The organism is Xanthomonas sp. JL1, assembly GCF_038405005.1.
The window spans coordinates 1-18,831 of sequence record NZ_JBBYGR010000035.1; the positions used below are offsets into that span (position 1 = coordinate 1).

Here is an 18,831-nt window from a genome sequence, read left to right on the forward strand (position 1 = left end):
TAGCGGTTGCACACCTGCATGCACCGGTACGCCGACTCGCCCACGATGCGCGCAACGGCCGCGAACGGCATCTGCTGCGACAACATCAGCACCAGCGCCTCGAACAACAGCGTGAAGCCCGACAACCGCCCAGCGAAGTCTGGCTCGACCAGGCGAACCGATCCGCCCCCAAGCTTCACACGCGGCGTGCGAACCTTCAGGTAGCACTCGTGCTGGAAAAAGTTCAGGTGCCGGTAGGTCTTGACCACGGTGTCATGAACCGGATGAAGCTCTTCTTGGCCCGATACCTTGAACCTCGTGCCCGGTTTGAAGTCCACCGGCACCGTCAACACCTTGGTCGCTTCGTCGAACTCGACCGCGCCTACCGACCACGGCGCGCCGATTCCCAGCGCCGCTTCAAACACCTTGGCCGTCATCCCAATCCCCGCGTCAGTGGTAAACCAGACGAAATCCTACCCACTCAAATTTTCAGAGAGCCTAAAAAACCAATAGTGGCATCTTCAGCCACTGGAGCAAGCTGAACGATGAAGGCGATTGTGCAAGCAGAAGCAAGCGAATGCGGGCTGGCGTCATTGGCGATGGTGGCGTCGGCGCATGGCATGCAATTGGATCTGCCCGAGTTACGCAGGCGTTTCCACTTGTCGCTCAAGGGTATCCGGCTCAACCAGTTGATCGAGATTGCCCAGACGCTGGGCTTCTCCACCCGCCCGCTACGGCTGGAAATGGAACAACTGGATCAACTCTCCCTGCCTTGCATCCTGCACTGGGATCTCAACCACTTCGTTGTGCTCGCCAAGGTTGGAAAATCGAAAGCGACGATCCTCGACCCGGCCATCGGCGAGCGCAGGTTATCGCTCGGCGAAGTGTCCCAGCACTTTACCGGCGTGGCACTGGAGCTGACGCCCACTGCCGAGTTCAAGCAGCACAAGGCAGCGCCTTCCATTTCCGCACGCCAACTCACCGGCCCCATCCGTGGGCTGTGGAGTGCGCTGTCGCAGATCGCGTTGTTGTCGCTGGCGTTGCAGGTCTTCGTCATCCTGGCGCCGTTCTACACGCAATGGGTGGTGGACCAGGTGCTGGTGTCGGCGGACCGCGACTTACTCGTGGTGCTGGGGCTGGGGTTCGGATTGGCGCTGCTGTTGCAAGTCGGCATTGGCCTGTTGCGTGGTTGGTCGGTGGTGTCGCTCTCCTCCCGGCTCGGATTGCAGTGGATGGGCAACGTGTTCGCGCACCTGCTCAAGCTGCCGCTGGACTTTTTCGAAAAGCGGCACCTGGGCGATGTCACCTCGCGCATGTCCTCGGTGCAGACCATTCAACACACGCTCACCACCAGCTTCGTCGAGGCCATGATCGATGGCGTGATGGCGATGGTGACGCTGGTGCTGATGCTGGTCTATAGCTGGAAGCTTGCCTTGGTGACGCTGCTGGCGGTCGCGCTCTATCTTGGCATCCGTGCCATTGCCTATAGGCCCATGCGCGACCGCACCGAACAACAGTTAGTGGCCGCGGCCAAGCAACAGACGCATCTGTTGGAATCGCTGCGTGGCATGCAAAGCTTGAAAGTGGCCGGTGAAGAATCGGTGCGCCGTTCCACTTACGAGAACTTACTCAACGACACCGTCAATCAGGACGTGAAGCTGGCGCGGATGTCCCTGGGCTTCAATACGGCCAGCCAGTTGGTGTTCGGCCTGGAGCGCATCGCGGTGATCTGGATCGGCGCCAGGTTGGCGCTGGACAATGTGTTCTCGGTCGGCATGCTGGTCGCTTACCTGGCCTACAAGGACCAGTTCGCGATGCGCGTGAGCGGGTTGATCGACAAATGGATCGAGTTCCGCATGCTGCGCCTGCACGGCGAGCGGCTGGCTGATATCGTGTTGACTCCGCCGGAAAAGCAGCACGCACAACCGCACGCGCTGCCACCCGCCGAGCCAAGCATCGAGGTGGAAGGGCTATCGTTTCGCTACGCCGACGGCGAGCCGTGGGTGGTCAAGGACTGCTCTTTTACGATTGCACCGGGGGAATCGGTGGCCATCATTGGTGGGTCTGGTTGCGGCAAGACAACGCTGGTGAAACTCTTGCTGGGTTTACTCACGCCCAGCGAGGGCACGATCCGGATCGGCGGGCACGATCTGCACAAACTCGGCCCGCGCACTGTGCGCGCGATGATCGGCGTGGTGATGCAGGACGATCAATTGTTTGCAGGCAGTATCGCCGACAACATCGGTTTCTTCGATACGGATTTCGACCTGGAACGGATCAAGGCGGCGGCGCAGTTGGCGGCGGTGCATGAGGATATCGCCGCGATGCCAATGGGCTATCACAGCCTGATCGGCGATATGGGGAGTTCGCTTTCGGGCGGCCAGAAGCAGCGGATTATTCTCGCGCGTGCGCTGTATCGGCAGCCGAAGCTGCTGTTCCTCGACGAGGCCACCAGCCATCTGGATGTCACCCGCGAGCGCCTGGTCAACGAGGCGGTGAAGCACTTGCAACTGACCAAGGTGATCGTGGCGCACCGCCCTGAAACCATTGCCAGCGCCGACCGCATCCTGGTGATGGAGCATGGACGGATCGTGCAAGAAGTGAAGTTGCAGCAATCGCCCGAAATACCACATCCTGAAGATCACGTCTTGAGTGCGTGAGGGCAGCCACACTCGCTGGCGCGCGATGTTCGAGCCGCTGTACGCCGTGCGCATCTGCGTGGTTCACCATCAGACCCGCCCCATCATGCAACAGGCGCCGACTGAGACAGCCGGCGCCTGTTGTGCGTCACGCAATCACGGGCATTACTTCGGCAACGGCGAGCGTCCCTGGATCGAAAACGACGCAGCATTGCCAGCGGCGCCAGTATCCGGCTGCCCACCGCCGACAAACAACGTGTAGTTGCCGGCTTCCACCGCGCGCTGCCCGCTGCGATCCACATCGCTCAACGCGCGTGCATCCAGATTGAAGGTCAGCGTGCGTTGCTCGCCCGCTGCAAGATGCACGCGCTGAAAACCGACCAGACTGCGCAACGGCGACTGCGGGCGGTCCGGATATTGCAGATACACCTGCGCCACTTCGTCGCCGGCACGTGCGCCGGTGTTGCGCACGGTGGTGGTCACCTGCAACGTGCTGCCGGCCTGCACCGCGGTGCTGGACAGCTGCGGCGCGTCATAGGCAAAGCGGGTGTAGCTCAGGCCATAGCCGAACGGAAACAGCGGCTCACCCTTGAAGTAGCGGTAGGTGCGGCCCTTCATGTCGTAACTGACGTACGCCGGCAGGTCCTTGGTGGAGCGATAGAACGTCACCGGCAGCCGACCGCCGGGGTTGTCATCGCCGGCCAGCATGCGCGCGATCGCGGTGCCGCCGGACTGGCCGGGATACCACGCGGCCACGATCGCATCGGCGTGCGTCTTGGCCCAGTTCAAGGCCACCGCGCTGCCGCTCATCAGCACCACCACCAGCGGTTTGCCCGAGGCTTTTGCCCGTTCGAGCAGCGCTTGCTGCGGGGCGGGCAGGGCGATGTCGTTGCGGTCGCCACCGTCGAAGCCGGGCACATCGATCCGCAACTCTTCGCCTTCCACATCCGGCGACAGGCCGACGAAGGCCACCACGGCGTCTGCCTGCGCCACGGCCTGCTCGGCCTCGGCCAGTTGCGCCGCGGCAGGGGCCAGCCATTCCAGGCGCACGCCCTGGTCCTGGCCGCGGTGCTCCATTTCTAGGCGAATCTTGCGCGGGCGGGTATCGTTAAAATGCAGCACAGTTTCCACGCTGCGGCCGTCGGCGTTGTGCATGCCGGCCGGCACGTGCTTGTCTTCGGCGTTGCCGGCAACCACCAGCTTGTCGTCGATATATAGGCGCACCGGGTCGTGCCCGGTGCAATCGAAGCAACGCGCCACGCGCACCGCCAGGGTGTAATCGCCAGCGCTGGGCGGCAGCAATTCGCCGCTCCAGCGCACCGCATAACGGTCGGCAGGGACACCCTTCGCCGGGGCAACCTGATCCCAGTTGAAGCTCACCGCGCGGTCCTGACGCACCACGCGCGCAGCACCGCTCATGTCGAGGTTGTCGAAATATTCGCCACGCAGCCCCGGCTTGCCATCGCTGCGCAGTGCAGTCTCCGGAATCATGCCCGGCACGCCAGCGGCCAACGGCGCACCTTGCGCATAACTCACCTGTTGCGCACCGAAGCGTTGGCGCAGGCCCAGCAGCGGCGTTACCGGCGCGGAGGATGTGCCCTGGTAATTGGCTTCCAGCGCGGCCAGGGCGTCGGCGTTCGGGCCGATCACCGCCAGCCGCGTGCCGGCGTTGAGAGGCAGCGTGTTTGCATTGTTCTTCAGCAACACGATCGACTCGGCCGCCGCCTGCAAGGCCAGCGCACGATGCTGCGCGTTGTCGACATCCTTCGCGCCCAGCCGTGCGTAAGGATCCTTGCGCGGGGCCTCCAGCTCGCCCAGGCGATAGCGGGCGGCAAACAGGCGCACCAGCGATTGGTCGAGCAAGGCTTCGTCCACTTCGCCGCGCGCGATCGCCGTGCCGAGTTCGCGATAGGCATGCCCACAATTGAGATCATGCCCGGCCTTGAGCGCTGCGGCCGAGGAGCCGGCATTATCCGGGCGGAAATAATGGAACTGGGTCATGTCGTCCACCGCATCGCAGTCGGACACCACAAACCCCTTGAAGCCCCAGTCGCCACGTACGCGGCCGTTGATCAACCAGTCGGCGGCGCACGCCGGCGTGCCGTGCAGCGAGTTGTACGCACACATCACCGCGCCGGCCTGTCCTTCGACGATGGCAGCGCGGAAGGCCGGCGTATAGGTCGCTTCCACATCGCGTGGCGACACATCGACATCGAATCCATGCCGGCCCGGCTCGGGCCCGCTGTGCACGGCGAGGTGCTTGGGCGTGGCGATCGTGCGCGGGTGGTCGAGGTCCTCGCCCTGCAGGCCGTGGATAAAGCCCACTGCCATCTGTCCGGTGAGGAACGGGTCTTCGCCGTACGTTTCCATGCCACGGCCCCAGCGCGGGTCGCGGAAGATATTGATGTTGGGCGACCAGATGGTGAGACCGGCGTAGCGCTTGTGGTCGTTGCCCGGGCGACCGGCCTGGTTGAACTTGGCGCGCGCTTCGGTAGAGACCACCGTGCCCACTTGCTGCATGAGATGGGTATTCCAGCTCGCCGCCAGGCCAATGGCTTGTGGAAACACCGTGGCATAACCGTTGCGGGCGATGCCGTGCAGGCCCTCGCTCCACCACTCATAGGCGGGGATGCCCAAGCGCGGAATTGCAGGCGCATCGTTCATGGCCTGCGCCACTTTTTCTTCGCGGCTCATGTGCGCCACCAGGTCGGCGGCACGTTGTTCGGGCGTTGCATCGGTGTTTTTTGCGGACACTGCCGGTGCAGCGATGAGCGGCAGAGCCAGACCCACACTCAGTGCGGCGGCAAGACGGCACGGAAAGACGGACAACGACATCGGTTCACTCCTGCGCGGCGGCCATGGCCGTCACGCGTTGCTCTTGGGTCGCCTGCAGTGATGCTGCGGGCAGTGATGATTGCGGATCGCTTACTGGTGATGTGCGACCCGTTACAGGAAGCACTCACCGCGCTATGTGGTCTTCGCGGATGACGCAGCGTACTTACGCGTGCTGCGTCATCTGCTGAGACCTGTTCCTGACGGTTTTACTTCGCTTCGGCCGGCTCCGGCGGCGCGCCAGCCAGCGTGGCAGCCAGATCGCGCACCTTCAGCGCGGATTGCAGCTGCGTCAGCGCTACCTTGCTGCTCACATGCACGGTCAGCGGCTCACCCGGCAGCAGGTCGAAGGCGTTGTCCGACAGGGTGGCATCCACATCGCCGAACGATAGCCACACGTCGCGCGCCAGCGTGTTGCTGGTCAGGGTGAGCGCGTAGCCATCGCCATCGGTGCGCCACTGGCTATCGATCTTCGCGGTCGGCAATGCGAGCTGCTTGGCCGGCGCGAAGAACACCATTTCACGTGACAGCAACGTGTTGCCGTCGAAGAGCTCGAACACGGCATAGGTGTGCTTCGGATCGGCGCTGCCCAGCAATTGCTTGTCGCTGAAGTTACCGACCTGCAGACTGCTCAGCGGTTTGACGCTAGCGTTGTCTTCGCGCTTGCTCAGTACCTTGCCGTCCATGCGCATCACCCGCATGCGCCAGCGTGCCGCCAGCGGTGTGGTGCGGTCGGACACCAGCGACACTTCGGTCTGGCCCTTGTCGTTCCGCAGCGCGGCGATCATTTCCGGCGCATAGAAACGGCGCGCGTGGTAATGCAGCGCCTTCCAGCGGCCGTAGTAGTCCACGCTGGACCACGACGCACCCGGCCACACATCGTTGAGCTGCCAGTACAGCGAACCCATCGACTGCGGACGCGAAGCGCGCAGATGCGAAGCGGCGATGTGGATGCCTTCGGCCTGCATCAGCTGGCTCAGGTAGACGAAGCTTTCGAAATCCTTGGGCTCGCCGAATTCGCGGCGGATGTACAGCATCAACCGCTTGTTGCCGTTGCCCTTGTCGAACTTCTGATGCACACGCATCACCGGCGATTCCGGATCCAGGTCGCCGGGCTCGGCGAAGGCGCGCACGGTGCGCATATCCGGGAACGACTGCAGGCCGTATTCGGACATGAAGCGCGGGGTGACGTTGAGGTATTCGGTGACCGGCAGGGCAGGGCCGCCCCAGACCTTCCAGTAATGCATGTCGCCATCGTTGGCCTGGTCGGCCGCGCCGTCGAAATCGGTGCCGGGCGAGGTGGCCCAATACGGCACGTCGCTATCGTAGGTGGCCACCACTTCGCGGAACACCGTGCCGAACAGGGTGGTCATGCCGCGTTCGATGCGGGAGCGCTCCTCCGGGTCCACCGATTGTTTGAACTTGACCCGGTCGCCCCAGTTTTCCCAGCCGGTCTGCACTTCGTTGTTGCCGCACCACAACACGATACTGGGGTGATCGCGCAGCCGCTTGACCTGTTCGATCGCCTCCTGCCGGGTGTTCTCGCGAAATTCCACGTCGTACGGCGGCACCGCGCCACCGAACATGAAGTCCTGCCAGATCATGATGCCCAGCGCGTCGGCGACGTCGTAGAAATAATCGTCCTGGTAGTGTCCGCCGCCCCACATGCGCAACATGTTCATGTTGGCATCGCGCGCGTCCTGCAAGGTGCTGCGCATGCGGTCGTGCGTCACGCGTGCGGGGAAGGCATCCAGCGGAATCAGGTTGGCCCCCTTGGCGAAGATCGGGATGCCGTTGATCACGATCTCCATGCTCTTGCCGAACGTGTCTTTTTCGCGGCGCAGCTCCACCGAACGCAGGCCGGTGACACGCTTGATCTGTTGGCTGTCGCCATCGGCGTCGCGCACGCTGGCCACGAAGGTGTAGCGGTCTTGCGCGCCGTAACCGGCCGGAAACCAGCGCTTGGGCTTGGCGATGCGCACGGCCAGAGCGATGCGGTTCTGACCAGGGTCGACCACCGCGTCCTGGGTGAACTGGCCGACGTTCTGCCCATCCGGGCCCAGTACATCCAGCGTCACCTGCACCGGGCCGCTGCGGCCGGCCTGCAGTTCCAGCTGCGCCTGCAATTGCGCGCTCTCGGCATCCACGCGTTGCTGGGCGATATGCAGCCCATCCACACGCACGGCGTCCCACGCTTCCACGCGCACATCCTTCCAGATGCCGGCGTTGACCATGCGCGGGCCCCAGTCCCAGCCGAAGTTGTACGGCGCCTTGCGCACATAGGTGGAGCTGTGGCGTGCCTCGGGCTCGTCGCCGAAGGCCGAGTCATAAGCGCCCGGCAGCGCGTACGGCTGCTTGGCCAGCCACGGCTGGATCTTCTTGATCGGCGAGTAGAGCTTGACCTCCAGCACGTTGTCGCCGCGCTTGAGCAAGGACTTCGCATCCACGCGCCACTGCCGGAACATGTTGTCGGCGCTGAGCAGTTGTTTGCCGTTGAGGGTGACTTCGGCACACGTGTCCAGGCCGTCGAACACCAGCTCCACGTGTTCGCGCTTGAGCGTGGCCGCATCCACGTTGAAGTGGGTCTGGTACTGCCAATCGCTCAGGCCGGCCCACTGGATCCTGCCTTCGTTATCGCGATAGAACGGGTCGGGCACGATCTTGGCGGCGATCAGGTCGGTCTGCACCGCACCCGGCACCTGGGCCGGCAGCCACGCCGCTGCTTTCGGATACGTCTTGGCCTGCTCCTGGCCCGGCACCAGCCGCACCTGCCAGCCGGCGTCCAGCGTCACGGCCGAAGGCGGCGCGGCCCAGGCCTGCGAGATGGCGAAGGCCAGGGCAAGCCCGAGACGGGCGGCGGCGGGAACAGAACGAGGACGGAACAGGGGCATGCGTAACTCTCCTAGGATGGCTCAGCGCGTGGCGGCGGGGGGCGCCTGCGCGGTGGTTTCAATCAGTTGAACGGCGCCGATGGCATACAACGGGCCACGAATCGGCGCGGTAAAGCGCAGGCAGAGATCGTGGATGCCGGTGCGTGCAGGCAGTGCGGTTTCCAGCGTGAATTGCTCACCCAGGGTGTCGCTGCGCGGCAGCTGCACGCTGGCGATCAATTCGCCATCGCAGCCCTGACGCACTTCCAGCTCACCGCCGCGGGTGTTGGCCGGGTACTGCACGACCTTGGATTGCTCATGCGCCAGGCCGAAGTTATTGGGCAGGCGTGCGGCGTCGATGCGGATGGCGCCGATGCCGTCCAGCCGCGCCTGCGGATACATGCGGCAGGCATGGAACAGATCGACGTTGTACACCGGCGTGTCGGCGGCGGTCATCTCCGGCAATAGCGGCAGACGCAAGCCGAGTGCGCCGGTTTCGACGCAGTGTTGCAAGCCTTGCGTGTCTACGCGCAACAAGCCGGCGCGATCAAAGGTGCGGCTGCGCGTGGCCGCCAGCGGCGTGCCGTTGGCATCGAACGCCGTGGCCTTGACCGTGGTCGGCAATTGAATCGTAAACGGTGCGTTGTAGCGTGGCGATGCCGGTGTGGGATCGCTGCCATCGATGGTGTAGTGCAGCGTGCCCGCCCCAGTCTGCGTGCTCAGCGCCACCTTGGCCGGGCCGCCGGCGAGCACTGGGTTGGGTCCGTTTTCCAGCGCGATATCGGCAGCGAATGCGCCGTCGCTGTAGTCGATGCCCAGCGCCTTGTAGCGCTGCAGCTGTGCCGGCATACGCGCCAGGAAGCTGTTCCAGTTGCGTGCCGCCTTGGGCGACCAGGTCACTTCTGCCACCGCAGACAGCCGCGGAAACAGCGCGTGATCTACATGCCAGCGCGAGGAAATGTATTCGGACCACAACGCGCCTTGTGCGCCCAGCACATGCCTGGCCTGTTCGGCGCTGAGCCCGGCCGGCACCGGGTCGAATGCATAGACCTTCGACAGCGGCAACACGGTCAGGCGACCGTTCGGTTCGTCGTTGCGCGTGGTTTGCAGATTGTCCAGATACAGCCAGTCGCCCGGCGCAAGCACCACGTCGTGGCCTTGCTTGGCCGCAGTGACCGCACCTTCGACGCCGCGCCACGACATCACCGACGCACTCGCCGGCACGCCGCCTTCTAGGATTTCATCCCAGCCGATCATGCGCCGGCCGTGCTGGGTGAGGTAGGCCCCCAGCTGTTCGTTGAACCAGCCCTGCATCGCATGCGCGTCCTTGACTCCGAGCTTGCGCATCTGTGCGCGCACCGCCGGCGAGGCTTCCCATTGATCCTTGACCGCCTCATCGCCACCGATGTGGATGTAGGTCGAGGGGAACAAGGTCAGCACTTCATCCAGCACATTGGTGATGAAGGTCAGGCTGCGTTCGCTGGTGTTGAACAGGTACGGGTTGACGCCCCAGTCCACGCCCACCTGGGTGCGCACACCGGGGACGCCCACCTCTTCGGGATAGGCGGCAACGGCCGCCTGTGCATGCCCGGGCATGTCGATCTCCGGCAGCACGGTGATGTGCAGGCGCGCGGCGTAAGCGACGATCTCGCTGATCTGTTCCTGCGTGTAGAAGCCGCCATAACGTTGCGGTATGCCGTCCATTCCCGCGCCCGGCGGCGTGCGCCAGGCACCGACCTCCGTGAGCTTGGGATAGCGCTTGATCTCGATGCGCCAGCCCTGGTCATCGGTGAGATGCCAATGCAGCACGTTGAGCTTGTGCAGGGCCATCGTATCGAGCACATGCTTGACCGTGTCCACATCATGAAAATGCCGGGCCACATCCAGATGCTGGCCGCGCCAGCTGAAACGCGGCCAGTCGCGGATCGCCACCGACGGCAGTTGGACCTCGCCCTTGTGCGTATCCGGTGTCATCAATTGCCAGGCGCTGACTGCGCCATACAACAAGCCGGCTCCATCGCGCGCGGCGATGCGCACGCCCTTGGCATCCACCTCCAGGCTGTAGCCTTCCTTGTGCGCTACCGGCGCCTGCGCGCTGCGCTCCAGGCGGATGCTGCCCGGCGATGCGCTGGTTTCGGCGCGCACTTCCAATCGCAGCCCGCGTGTGCGCAGCAGCAGATCGGCCAGATGTTCGGCACTGCGACGTGCATCGGCATCGCCAGGCACGATCGAGATCACCGTACCGGTGCCCACGACGAAGCTGCCACTACCGCGTTTGACCTCGACGGCTGCAGGAATCAGTGGCAACGGTGTACGCGCGGTGTTTGCCGCTGCAGCGGCAGGTGCGCCCTCCGTGGCGGCGGCTGGTGGAGTGCCAGGTACACGTTGACCGCAACCGGCCAGCGACGTTGCTGCGAACACGAGCGCAAGCAGGCGCGAGGACAACGGCGCGCCTGCTGTCGGGCGTGCGGTGGGTGCGGAGTTCGACATCATGCAATTACATCCCGATGTGGCGGCGGTACACGGCAGCCGCGCACAGTAGCAAAGCCGTGTCGGAAGGCGCAGTGACGGGCCCACGCTTGGTCCCGCGGCGCAGCCTGGCGACTGCGTTGTAGAGCGACCAAGACAACGTCATCGGTCGCTGCAAAACGGGCGCCGATAGCGCAGGAGCCGCGGTGCAATACATGCAGCCCGATTCCAGTGCTAGCCGCGCCCGTGACTGCGTGCGGTGGTGCGTCATCTCAGTTGGAGCGGCGACCTAAACGTCGCGCGCAGTTTTCAGCGGGGCGTGGACGGCGTGCCTAGAACCGGAATGTACGCGTGGCACATGCCGATTCCGAACACCGGCCGCGTCCGCCTAGCCACTGCGCAGTCGTGTTGTTGGCTGCGCTTAGCGCTGCGCAGTCGGCAACTCGTCCCACACCTTCGGGTCTTCGGCGCCCAGCACCCAGCAGCTGAAACCTTCCAGGCCGTACTGCTTGGTCAGCTCGTAGCGCGCCTTGAAGCTGCGTGCGTCCGGGCGGAACACCCACTCGCGCATGTCGTCGCGATAGAAGTAGAACCACGATTCCTGCTCGACCGGATCCCACTGCACGGTGGCGTTCTGTTCCAGCGCCAGCGGGAAAGACTCGTCCGCATCGATATACGTTGCCGAAATATTCGACGCCTCGGTGCCGTCTTCCTTCACCGGGTTGCCGGTGTACCAGCGGTAGCCGTAGGTGGCGATACCCAGCGAGAGCTTGTCTTTCGGCACCTGGGTGATGGCGTAATCCAGATGCTTCTTCATCCACACCATGCCATCGACCGGGCCGGGCGTGGTCCAGCGGGTGTGCTGGTCGTAGGTCATCAGGCTGACCAGATCCACCGCCTGGCCCAGCGCCTTCAGGTCGTACGCACCACGCCAGTATTCCCACATCCACTTGGAAAACTGGCCGCCTTCGGCATAGCCCGGTGCATTCGGCACCACGGCGACCGACATCTTGAAGCCGGCCTTGTGCAGCGCGTCGGCGGTCTGCTTGACCATCAGCGTGTAAGCGTCGCGGTCGGTCCAGGCGATGTTTTCGAAATCGAACTGGAAGCCGTAGTACTTGTGCTGCTTGCCGTGAATCAGCAGCGATTCGATCATGCGCTTCTTGGCGGCTTCGTCATGCATCAGCTTGTGGAATCCTTCGCGACCGGTGGTCATCGACAGGATCGGCATCACCCGCAGCTTGTGCTGCTTGGCGATGTCGTACAGATACATGTTGGGAGTGCCGTTGACCAGGCCATTCTGGTCCACGCCGTACCAGGTGGGCACCACCACATCGATCTTGTCGATGTTGGCAATGAACGAGTTGGTCGATTTCTGCGTGTTCATCAGATAGAACAACGCCGTGGGATTTTTGGCCAGGGCCGGGGCGCAGGCAAATGCCAGCGCAAGCACTATCCAGGTCAATCGCTTACTCATGAAAGACAGCATCCGTCAGGGAGTGGGAGAGGAAAGGTCGATGCGGAAGACGTAGGCGCTCTCGCCAACCGGCTTGACCGGCAGGCGCAGATGCAGTCCGTCGGCGCGTTGTTCGAACGGGATCTGCTTGCCGTTGGCCAGCAGGGTCACAGCGCGCACGCCATCGGCGGTGTTGAGCGAGCGAATCACGGCTTCGCCACGACGCGGCCAACCGAGTTCGATTGCATACAGCGCGCCATCGCGCGAGGTGAAGCGGAAATCCTCGGCCGTGTAGGGTTTGGTCTTGATGTCCTGGAAGGTGCCGCCCACCACTTCGGTGGGGCCTTCGCCGTAGACGCGCCAGGGCTTGCTGTCGTAGATCGCGCTGCCGTTGGTCTTGAGCCACTTGCCGATCGCCAGCAGGATGCCGCGCTCGGTATCCGGGATCGAGCCATCCGCACGCGGGCCGATGTTGAGCATCAGGTTGCCGTTCTTGGCCACCACATCGGCCAGCATGTGGATGATGAAGGTGGGCGACTTGTAGGTGTCGTTTTCGATGTAACCCCACGAGGCGTTGCTGACCGAGGTGTCGGTTTGCCAATGCGTGGGATGGATGCCGGTGAGCTGGCCACGCTCGATATCCAGCGTGCCTGCACCTTCGGGAAATGCGCCGAGCTTGTAGTTCACCACCACGCCGCGATCGGCCTCGGTCCGCGCCGCGCCCTGGTTGTAGTAATACGCCAGCATCGTCGGCAGGCTGCGACGGAACGTGGGGTGCGCAATCCACCAATCGAAATAGATCAGGTCCGGTTGATAGATATCGATCAACTCGGTCGTGCGCGCCAGCCAATCGTCCAGCCAGGCCTGCGAGACCGGCGTCCAGTCGTTGGCCACATCGGCATCGTCCTTGCCGGGCAGACGCACCTGCGCCGGACCATACAGCGCGGCGTAACGCGGGTCGTTGACGTCCGAATCGAATGTGCGCCCGCCGTCGAAGAACCAGTTGTGCTCGGCGCGGTGCGAGGACAACCCGAAATGCAGCCCCTGCGCGCGAATGGCCTTGGACAATTCGCCCAGCAGGTCGCGCTTGGGCCCCATCTTCATCGCCGTCCAGTCGGACAACTTCGAGTCGTACAGCGCAAAGCCGTCATGGTGCTCGGCCACCGGCACCACATAGCGCGCGCCGGACGCGCGGAACAGCTTGGCCCAGCCATTCGGGTCGAACTTGGGCGCGGTGAACTTGGGAATCAGATCCTTGTAGCCGAAGCTCGCCTGCGGGCCGTAGGTGGCCACGTGATGGGCGAATTCCTTGGAACCTTCCAGATACATGTTGCGCGAATACCACTCGCTGCCGAATGCCGGCACCGAGAACACGCCCCAGTGGATGAAGATGCCGAACTTGGCGTTGTCGTACCACGCCGGCGATTGATATGCCTTCAGTGCCGCCCAGTCGGGGCGGAACGGGCCCTTGCGTGCGCCGGCTTCGGCTTCGCGCACCAGGCGCTCGCGTTCGGGCGCATAGGCAGCGGTGGCATCGAGCCACTGCTGGTCGATGACTTCAGGGCTGAGCGTGGTGGCGGTCGGGGCGGTCGGCGATTGCGCCGCATGGACCTGCAACGCCGGCAGCGCGAGCACTAGAGCGAATGCAAGCATGCGGGTCCTGGGTGCAGCTCCGACGTGGCGGCGGGAGGGAGCCGCGAACTGGCGGCTATCGGGCGTCATGGGAACTGCACTCCTGTAAGCGAAACGCATCGGTCATGGTGCAGCCGCGCGTGGATGGCAAAAGCGGATCTGGCCATGCTCCCTCGGCGGCGAAGGGGCGTGGCCAGTACCACTCCTTGGTGCAACAACGACCTGCCGCTGCAGACAGCGGACAGGTCAAAAAAAAAGCGCGCCACCGTGGAGGGGCGGTGGCGCGCTCTCGCTACATCAGAACTTGAAGTTCAGCTGGGCCTGGTAGCCGCGGCCGTTCTTGTAGAACGCCGTCGGGGTGTCCCTGGTTCCGCTGTACAACTTATACGTGGAATCCAGCAGGTTGGTGGCGCCGAAGGTGAGACCCATGTAATCGGTGATCTGATACGAGGCGGTCAGATCCAGCTGCTTGTAGCTGTCTGCGAAGTCTTCCGATGCCAGCCGCCCGAGCTGGGTGAAGTACTTGGAGCGGTAGCTGTAGTTGACGCGCACCGTCCAGTCGCCATGTTCCCAGTACGGGATCACGTTGTAGGTGTCGCGCGACAGGTAGGGCAGGTTCAAACCGGTGCTGGCGTCGGCCTTGGCATAGGTGTAGTTCGCCTGCAAGCCGAAGCCCAGCCCGAAGGTCTGCTGGTAGTTGATCGATGCGCCCTTGACCTTGGCGTCGGAAGCGTTGGTGGGCGTGGTGATCTGATATATGCCTTGTTCATTCCCTCGGCGATCCGCCTGCCGAAACTCGCTGACAGTTGTGCTCACGATGTACGAGCTGATGTCGCGATAGAACACCTCGCCCGACAACATGCTCGACGGGGCGAAGTACCACTCGGCGGCCAGATCGTAGTTGGTGGACTCGTAAGGCCTCAAGTCCGGATTGCCGCCGCTGGCAGTCAGGTTGCCGTTGCCGCTGTTGACGGTGAACGAGCCTGCCAGATCTCCATAACGCGGACGTGCCATGACCTTGGCGACCGAGAAGCGCAGCACGGCATCGTCGGTCACGTCGTAGGCCACGTTGAAGCTCGGCAGCGCTTTACGGTAATCATGCGTCTCGGCAACGCGAGAGTAGCTAGCGCCATTGTCGGCACTTTGCCAATACTCGGACTTGTCGGTCGTATCGAGCAGGCGCACGCCGACGTTACCGCGCCACTGGCCGGATTCGAAGTTCAACTGCGTGTAGACGTTCTGGGTAATCTCTTTAACGTCGAACGAGCCACCGAAATCGGTGTTGTAGGGACCTTGCGGCTGCGCCAGCAGATAACGGCGCACCGCGCCGAGATTGGCGGTCGGCCACGTGGTCAGATCGCCGCTGGCGCCCAGACCGTCGTACAGGCTGCTCTGCGTCGTACCGGGGTTGAACTGCGTCAACGAAACCGGGTCGGTGGTGTTGATGCGGTTGCCGCGTGCGTCCACGCCATTGTCGTGATTGATGTATTTGTAGCCGAATTGCAGTTTGTTGAACGGCCCCCAGCTAAGGTCGCGCGCCGCATCCCACTGGAAGTATTTTTCCTGGTCCTTGCTCTTCTGATAATCAAGGCCGCCAGCCTGCATGGGGCTGACCTGCGGCAACGTGCCTGGAATCGTCTCAGCGCCAGGAGCCAGTCCGGCCGGATTGCCCGGAAGCGCCCAGTTGGCCGCGCCGCCGTTGTCGTAGTTCACCGCGGTATTGCGGCCGTCGAAGGCATAGTTGTACCCGCCATCCTGCATCAGATACTTCATCAGGTATTCGGGGTTCTTGCCGCCGGTGGCCTCGGTATCGCCGATCTGGGTGGTGAACACCCACTTCTCGCCCGACCAGTCGTGCCGCAGGTTCAGGCTCTTGGTGGTGACGGTGCTCTCGCGGTAGTTGGTGTCCATCTGCGCATATGGCTGGTCATTGACGCCGCCCTGCGTGTTGTCGGACACCGTGGCCGAGGTGACCACGCCGTTCTCCACATTGGCGCGGGTCACCTTTTTCAGATCGTCGTTGCAGGCCGGGCACACGTAGCGCGCCTGGCTGTAGTTGTTGTATTTACCCTTGATGTAGATGCCGGTCAGATTGAATTCGTTGTTCTCGTCCGGCTTCCACTGCAACGCGCCCTGCAAGCCGTTGCGCTCGCGGGTTTGCTGGAAGAACGCGCTGCTGATGCCGGCCGGGACGCGTGCGGTGGCCACATCGCTGCCGTCGCCGGTGATGGTGGCGGTCGCCGGAATGCCCTCGCCTTTATCGTTTCGGCCAGTGGTATAGCCGAAGTATTCGATACCGGCGCGCGCCAGGTCCTGCTCGTCATGGGTGGCCGAAATCAACGCGCCGAAGGTTTCGTCGTCGTTCTTCCAGCTCCACAAGGCCGAACCACGTGGGTTACCTTCTTTGGAGCGGTCGTTGTAGTTGTAGCCCACCGAGCCGCGGATGGTGTTCTTGGGCAGATCCAGCGGCTTGCGGGTATGCACGATCACGGTGCCGCCGATCGAGCCTTCGTCGATACGCGCTTCTGGGGTCTTGTAGACCTCCATCAGGCCGATGATTTCCGGCGACAGCAGGGTGTAGTTGAAGGTGCGGCCGCTGGTGTCGCTGGGATTGCCGCCCCAGTCGCCGGAAGCGATGGTCTGGCCGTTGAGCAGCACACGGTTCAGTGCCGGGTCGGTGCCGTTGATGCTGACCTTTTCGCCTTCGCCGAACTGGCGGTCGACGCTGATACCCGGAACATGCGCCAGCGATTCGGCCGCATTGGTGTCCGGGAACTTGCCGATGTCTTCGGCGCTGATCGCATCGACGATGGAGTTGGCCGCACGCTTGACCGACTGGCTCTTCTCCAGCGATGCGCGGTAGCCGGTGACGGTGATGGTGTCCAGCTCGGTGGTGGCCGACGGCGTGCTGGCTGGGGCTTGTTGTTCTTGTCCGGCAGCCATTGCAGAGCCGGAGCAGTACAGAGCGGCGGTGATACAGAGTGCTAACGTCGTGGTGCGGCTGTGCATGGCTAAACCTCATTGGTTAGTGCTGTGAGCGCGCTGCCCTGTAGTAGGGCGCAACGCGCTCGGCGTGGCCGGCAAAACAACACGCCCTGACCGATCGCGATACGTCCGCTGGCGCGCTTCTCCCGAAGCAGGTGCATGCGATTCGCGTGGTAAAGGAGGTGTCCCCCGTGTGGTGAAGCGCTGGAGCTAAACGCACATCTGTGAGTGGCAACGTCAGGCGACGCACAACTCACGAATCTGGAATGCCGGACGAGGGAATGCCCGTTCTTCAGTACCGAACAGTCCATGGCCCCTCCTGCCAGAACCCCGATTTGGATCGAGTCTCGCGTAGCGCTGACAGCGTTGTCAACACATCGTCATAGATCTCTGGTGTTGCTGCGATTGCGCTGCAATGCAGCATTTTCATGAAGTAGCTTTCGTTTTTGCTGCGGTGCCTGCGCAATACTCTTTGCAGCGCGACTGCTACTATCGGGGTGTTCCATCGTGAACGCGGAAACGGCATCCTGCCGCTCTGATTTTATGCAGGAATCGCCGTGAAGCAAGCGGATTTTTGGCGAATGACGCGTGTTGCCTGATTCGGGTCGATTCGCGATTGCCACAGTTGCGTTACAGGACGATTGCTGACAACGTTGTCTACCCCGTTTGCCGTTCGTCGGACAACGGGCGACGACGCCAGGCGTCGCCACAGATCAGGAGAATGCGTGAGCGCAAGCAGTCCAATGGAAGCGGTGGCCTTTCCGCGCCCCGAAACCTTCGTTGCCGCCGATGTGGGCGGGACGCACGTGCGCCTGGCGCTGGTGTGCGAAAGCAATGACGCAGGCAAGCCAGTCACTGTGCTGGACTATCGCAAGTACCGTTGCGCCGAGTATCCGGGTCTTGCCGAGATCATGGCCGCCTTCTTCGCGGAGGTGGGCTGCGCGCCGGTGCGCCGTGGCGTGATCGCCAGCGCCGGTTACGCATTGGACGACGGCAGCGTGATCACCGCCAATCTGCCCTGGGTGCTGGCCCCCGAACAGATTCGCCGCCAGCTGGGCATGCAGGCCTTGTATCTGGTCAACGATTTCGAAGCGGTCGCCTACGCGGCCAATTACATGAGCGGCAACCAGGTCATGCAGTTGTCGGGCCCCGCGCAAGGCGCCGCGGGCCCGGCGTTGGTGCTCGGTCCGGGGACGGGCCTGGGTGCGGCGCTGTGGATTCCCCACGGTGCCCACCCGGTAGTGCTGCCGACCGAGGCTGGCCACGCGGCCCTGGCACCTGCCAGCGATCTGGAAGTGGAACTGCTGCAGGAACTGCGGCGCACGCGTACCCACGTGTGCACCGAGACGCTGTTGTCCGGCCCGGGCCTGTTGAATCTGTACACCGCGCTGGGCGCACTGCGCGGCGACGCTGTGCTGCATGCCAACCCCGCCGAGATCACCGCTGCCGCATTGGCTGGCAACGATGCACTGGCGCACGATGCCTTGCAGGCGTTCTGCGGGTTCATGGGCAGCGTGGTCGGCGACCTGATGCTGCTGTATGGCGTGCGTAGCGGTGTCTATCTGGCTGGCGGCTTCCTGCCGCAGATCGCCGGCTTTATCGCTGAAAGCGATTTCGTCGCACGCCTGCTCGACAAGGGCGCGTTGCGTCCGGCGCTGGAACAGGTGCCGGTGAGCATCGTCGAGCACGGCCAGCTCGGCGTCATCGGTGCGGCCAGCTGGTTTCTGCTGCACGGCCGCTGAGCGCTGGCATATCGGCAGGTGCAGCACGCCCGCTGCACCGGATCGATCAACTCCGCATCGCGGTAGGAGCGCATCCAGGCGCGAGGAGGCGTTGCCGATAAACGCCAGGTCGCGCCCAGATGCGCTGCTACGAGCCAGCGCGGCTGTCAGGCCGGGACGCAGTGGACCGAGCCGTCGACCTGCAACGGACGACGCAATGCCGAGCAACTTCCCGCATTCCCGTAAGA

Annotated in this window: 9 protein-coding genes and 1 other RNA gene; 2 read left to right on the plus strand and 8 right to left on the minus strand. The window is 63.5% G+C overall.

Annotated features, from left to right (window positions below):
• The coding region (locus WJW29_RS07155; protein WP_146769531.1) for a transposase family protein at nt 1-416 on the minus strand (416 nt) is incomplete at its 3' end.
• 108 nt (nt 417-524) lie between these two features.
• Here WJW29_RS07155 and WJW29_RS07160 point away from each other — a divergent pair.
• Complete coding sequence (locus WJW29_RS07160; RefSeq protein ID WP_011258532.1) at nt 525-2,639, plus strand: peptidase domain-containing ABC transporter; 2,115 nt, start codon at nt 525-527, stop codon at nt 2,637-2,639.
• Between the two features lie 144 nt (nt 2,640-2,783).
• Here the strand turns inward: WJW29_RS07160 and WJW29_RS07165 are convergent, their stop codons facing one another.
• From WJW29_RS07165 to WJW29_RS07195, 7 genes are all read right to left on the minus strand, one after another.
• On the minus strand, nt 2,784-5,453 hold the full coding sequence (locus WJW29_RS07165; protein ID WP_011258533.1) for a glycoside hydrolase family 3 C-terminal domain-containing protein: 2,670 nt from the start codon (nt 5,451-5,453) through the stop codon (nt 2,784-2,786).
• Nucleotides 5,454-5,659: 206 nt separating this feature from the next.
• Nucleotides 5,660-8,341 (minus strand): glycoside hydrolase family 2 protein, encoded by a 2,682-nt coding sequence (locus WJW29_RS07170; RefSeq protein ID WP_011258534.1) that lies wholly within the window; start codon nt 8,339-8,341, stop codon nt 5,660-5,662.
• 21 nt (nt 8,342-8,362) lie between these two features.
• Nucleotides 8,363-10,813 (minus strand): family 20 glycosylhydrolase, encoded by a 2,451-nt coding sequence (locus WJW29_RS07175; RefSeq protein WP_041182071.1) that lies wholly within the window; start codon nt 10,811-10,813, stop codon nt 8,363-8,365.
• A gap of 262 nt (nt 10,814-11,075) precedes the next feature.
• Nucleotides 11,076-11,149: non-coding RNA, sX9 sRNA (locus WJW29_RS07180), on the minus strand.
• A 61-nt stretch (nt 11,150-11,210) separates the two neighbouring features.
• Nucleotides 11,211-12,278 carry a glycosyl hydrolase family 18 protein gene (locus tag WJW29_RS07185; RefSeq protein ID WP_011258536.1) on the minus strand — a complete coding sequence of 356 codons (1,068 nt, stop codon included), beginning with the start codon at nt 12,276-12,278 and terminating at the stop codon, nt 11,211-11,213.
• Between the two features lie 3 nt (nt 12,279-12,281).
• Nucleotides 12,282-13,967 carry an alpha-L-fucosidase gene (locus WJW29_RS07190; protein ID WP_041182072.1) on the minus strand — a complete coding sequence of 562 codons (1,686 nt, stop codon included), beginning with the start codon at nt 13,965-13,967 and terminating at the stop codon, nt 12,282-12,284.
• 207 nt (nt 13,968-14,174) lie between these two features.
• Complete coding sequence (locus WJW29_RS07195; protein ID WP_011258538.1) at nt 14,175-16,886, minus strand: TonB-dependent receptor; 2,712 nt, start codon at nt 16,884-16,886, stop codon at nt 14,175-14,177.
• A 701-nt stretch (nt 16,887-17,587) separates the two neighbouring features.
• Here WJW29_RS07195 and WJW29_RS07200 point away from each other — a divergent pair.
• Nucleotides 17,588-18,604 (plus strand): glucokinase family protein, encoded by a 1,017-nt coding sequence (locus WJW29_RS07200; RefSeq protein WP_033013205.1) that lies wholly within the window; start codon nt 17,588-17,590, stop codon nt 18,602-18,604.
• The last annotated feature ends 227 nt before the right edge of the window (nt 18,605-18,831 follow it).

Coding starts and splice junctions, on each gene's coding strand:
- WJW29_RS07185 (WP_011258536.1), bottom strand. CDS start 12,278: ATGCTGTCTTTCATGAGTAAGCGATTGACCTGGATAGTGCTTGCGCTG.
- WJW29_RS07165 (WP_011258533.1), bottom strand. CDS start 5,453: ATGTCGTTGTCCGTCTTTCCGTGCCGTCTTGCCGCCGCACTGAGTGTG.
- WJW29_RS07160 (WP_011258532.1), top strand. CDS start 525: ATGAAGGCGATTGTGCAAGCAGAAGCAAGCGAATGCGGGCTGGCGTCA.
- WJW29_RS07175 (WP_041182071.1), bottom strand. CDS start 10,813: ATGATGTCGAACTCCGCACCCACCGCACGCCCGACAGCAGGCGCGCCG.
- WJW29_RS07170 (WP_011258534.1), bottom strand. CDS start 8,341: ATGCCCCTGTTCCGTCCTCGTTCTGTTCCCGCCGCCGCCCGTCTCGGG.
- WJW29_RS07195 (WP_011258538.1), bottom strand. CDS start 16,886: ATGCACAGCCGCACCACGACGTTAGCACTCTGTATCACCGCCGCTCTG.
- WJW29_RS07190 (WP_041182072.1), bottom strand. CDS start 13,967: ATGACGCCCGATAGCCGCCAGTTCGCGGCTCCCTCCCGCCGCCACGTC.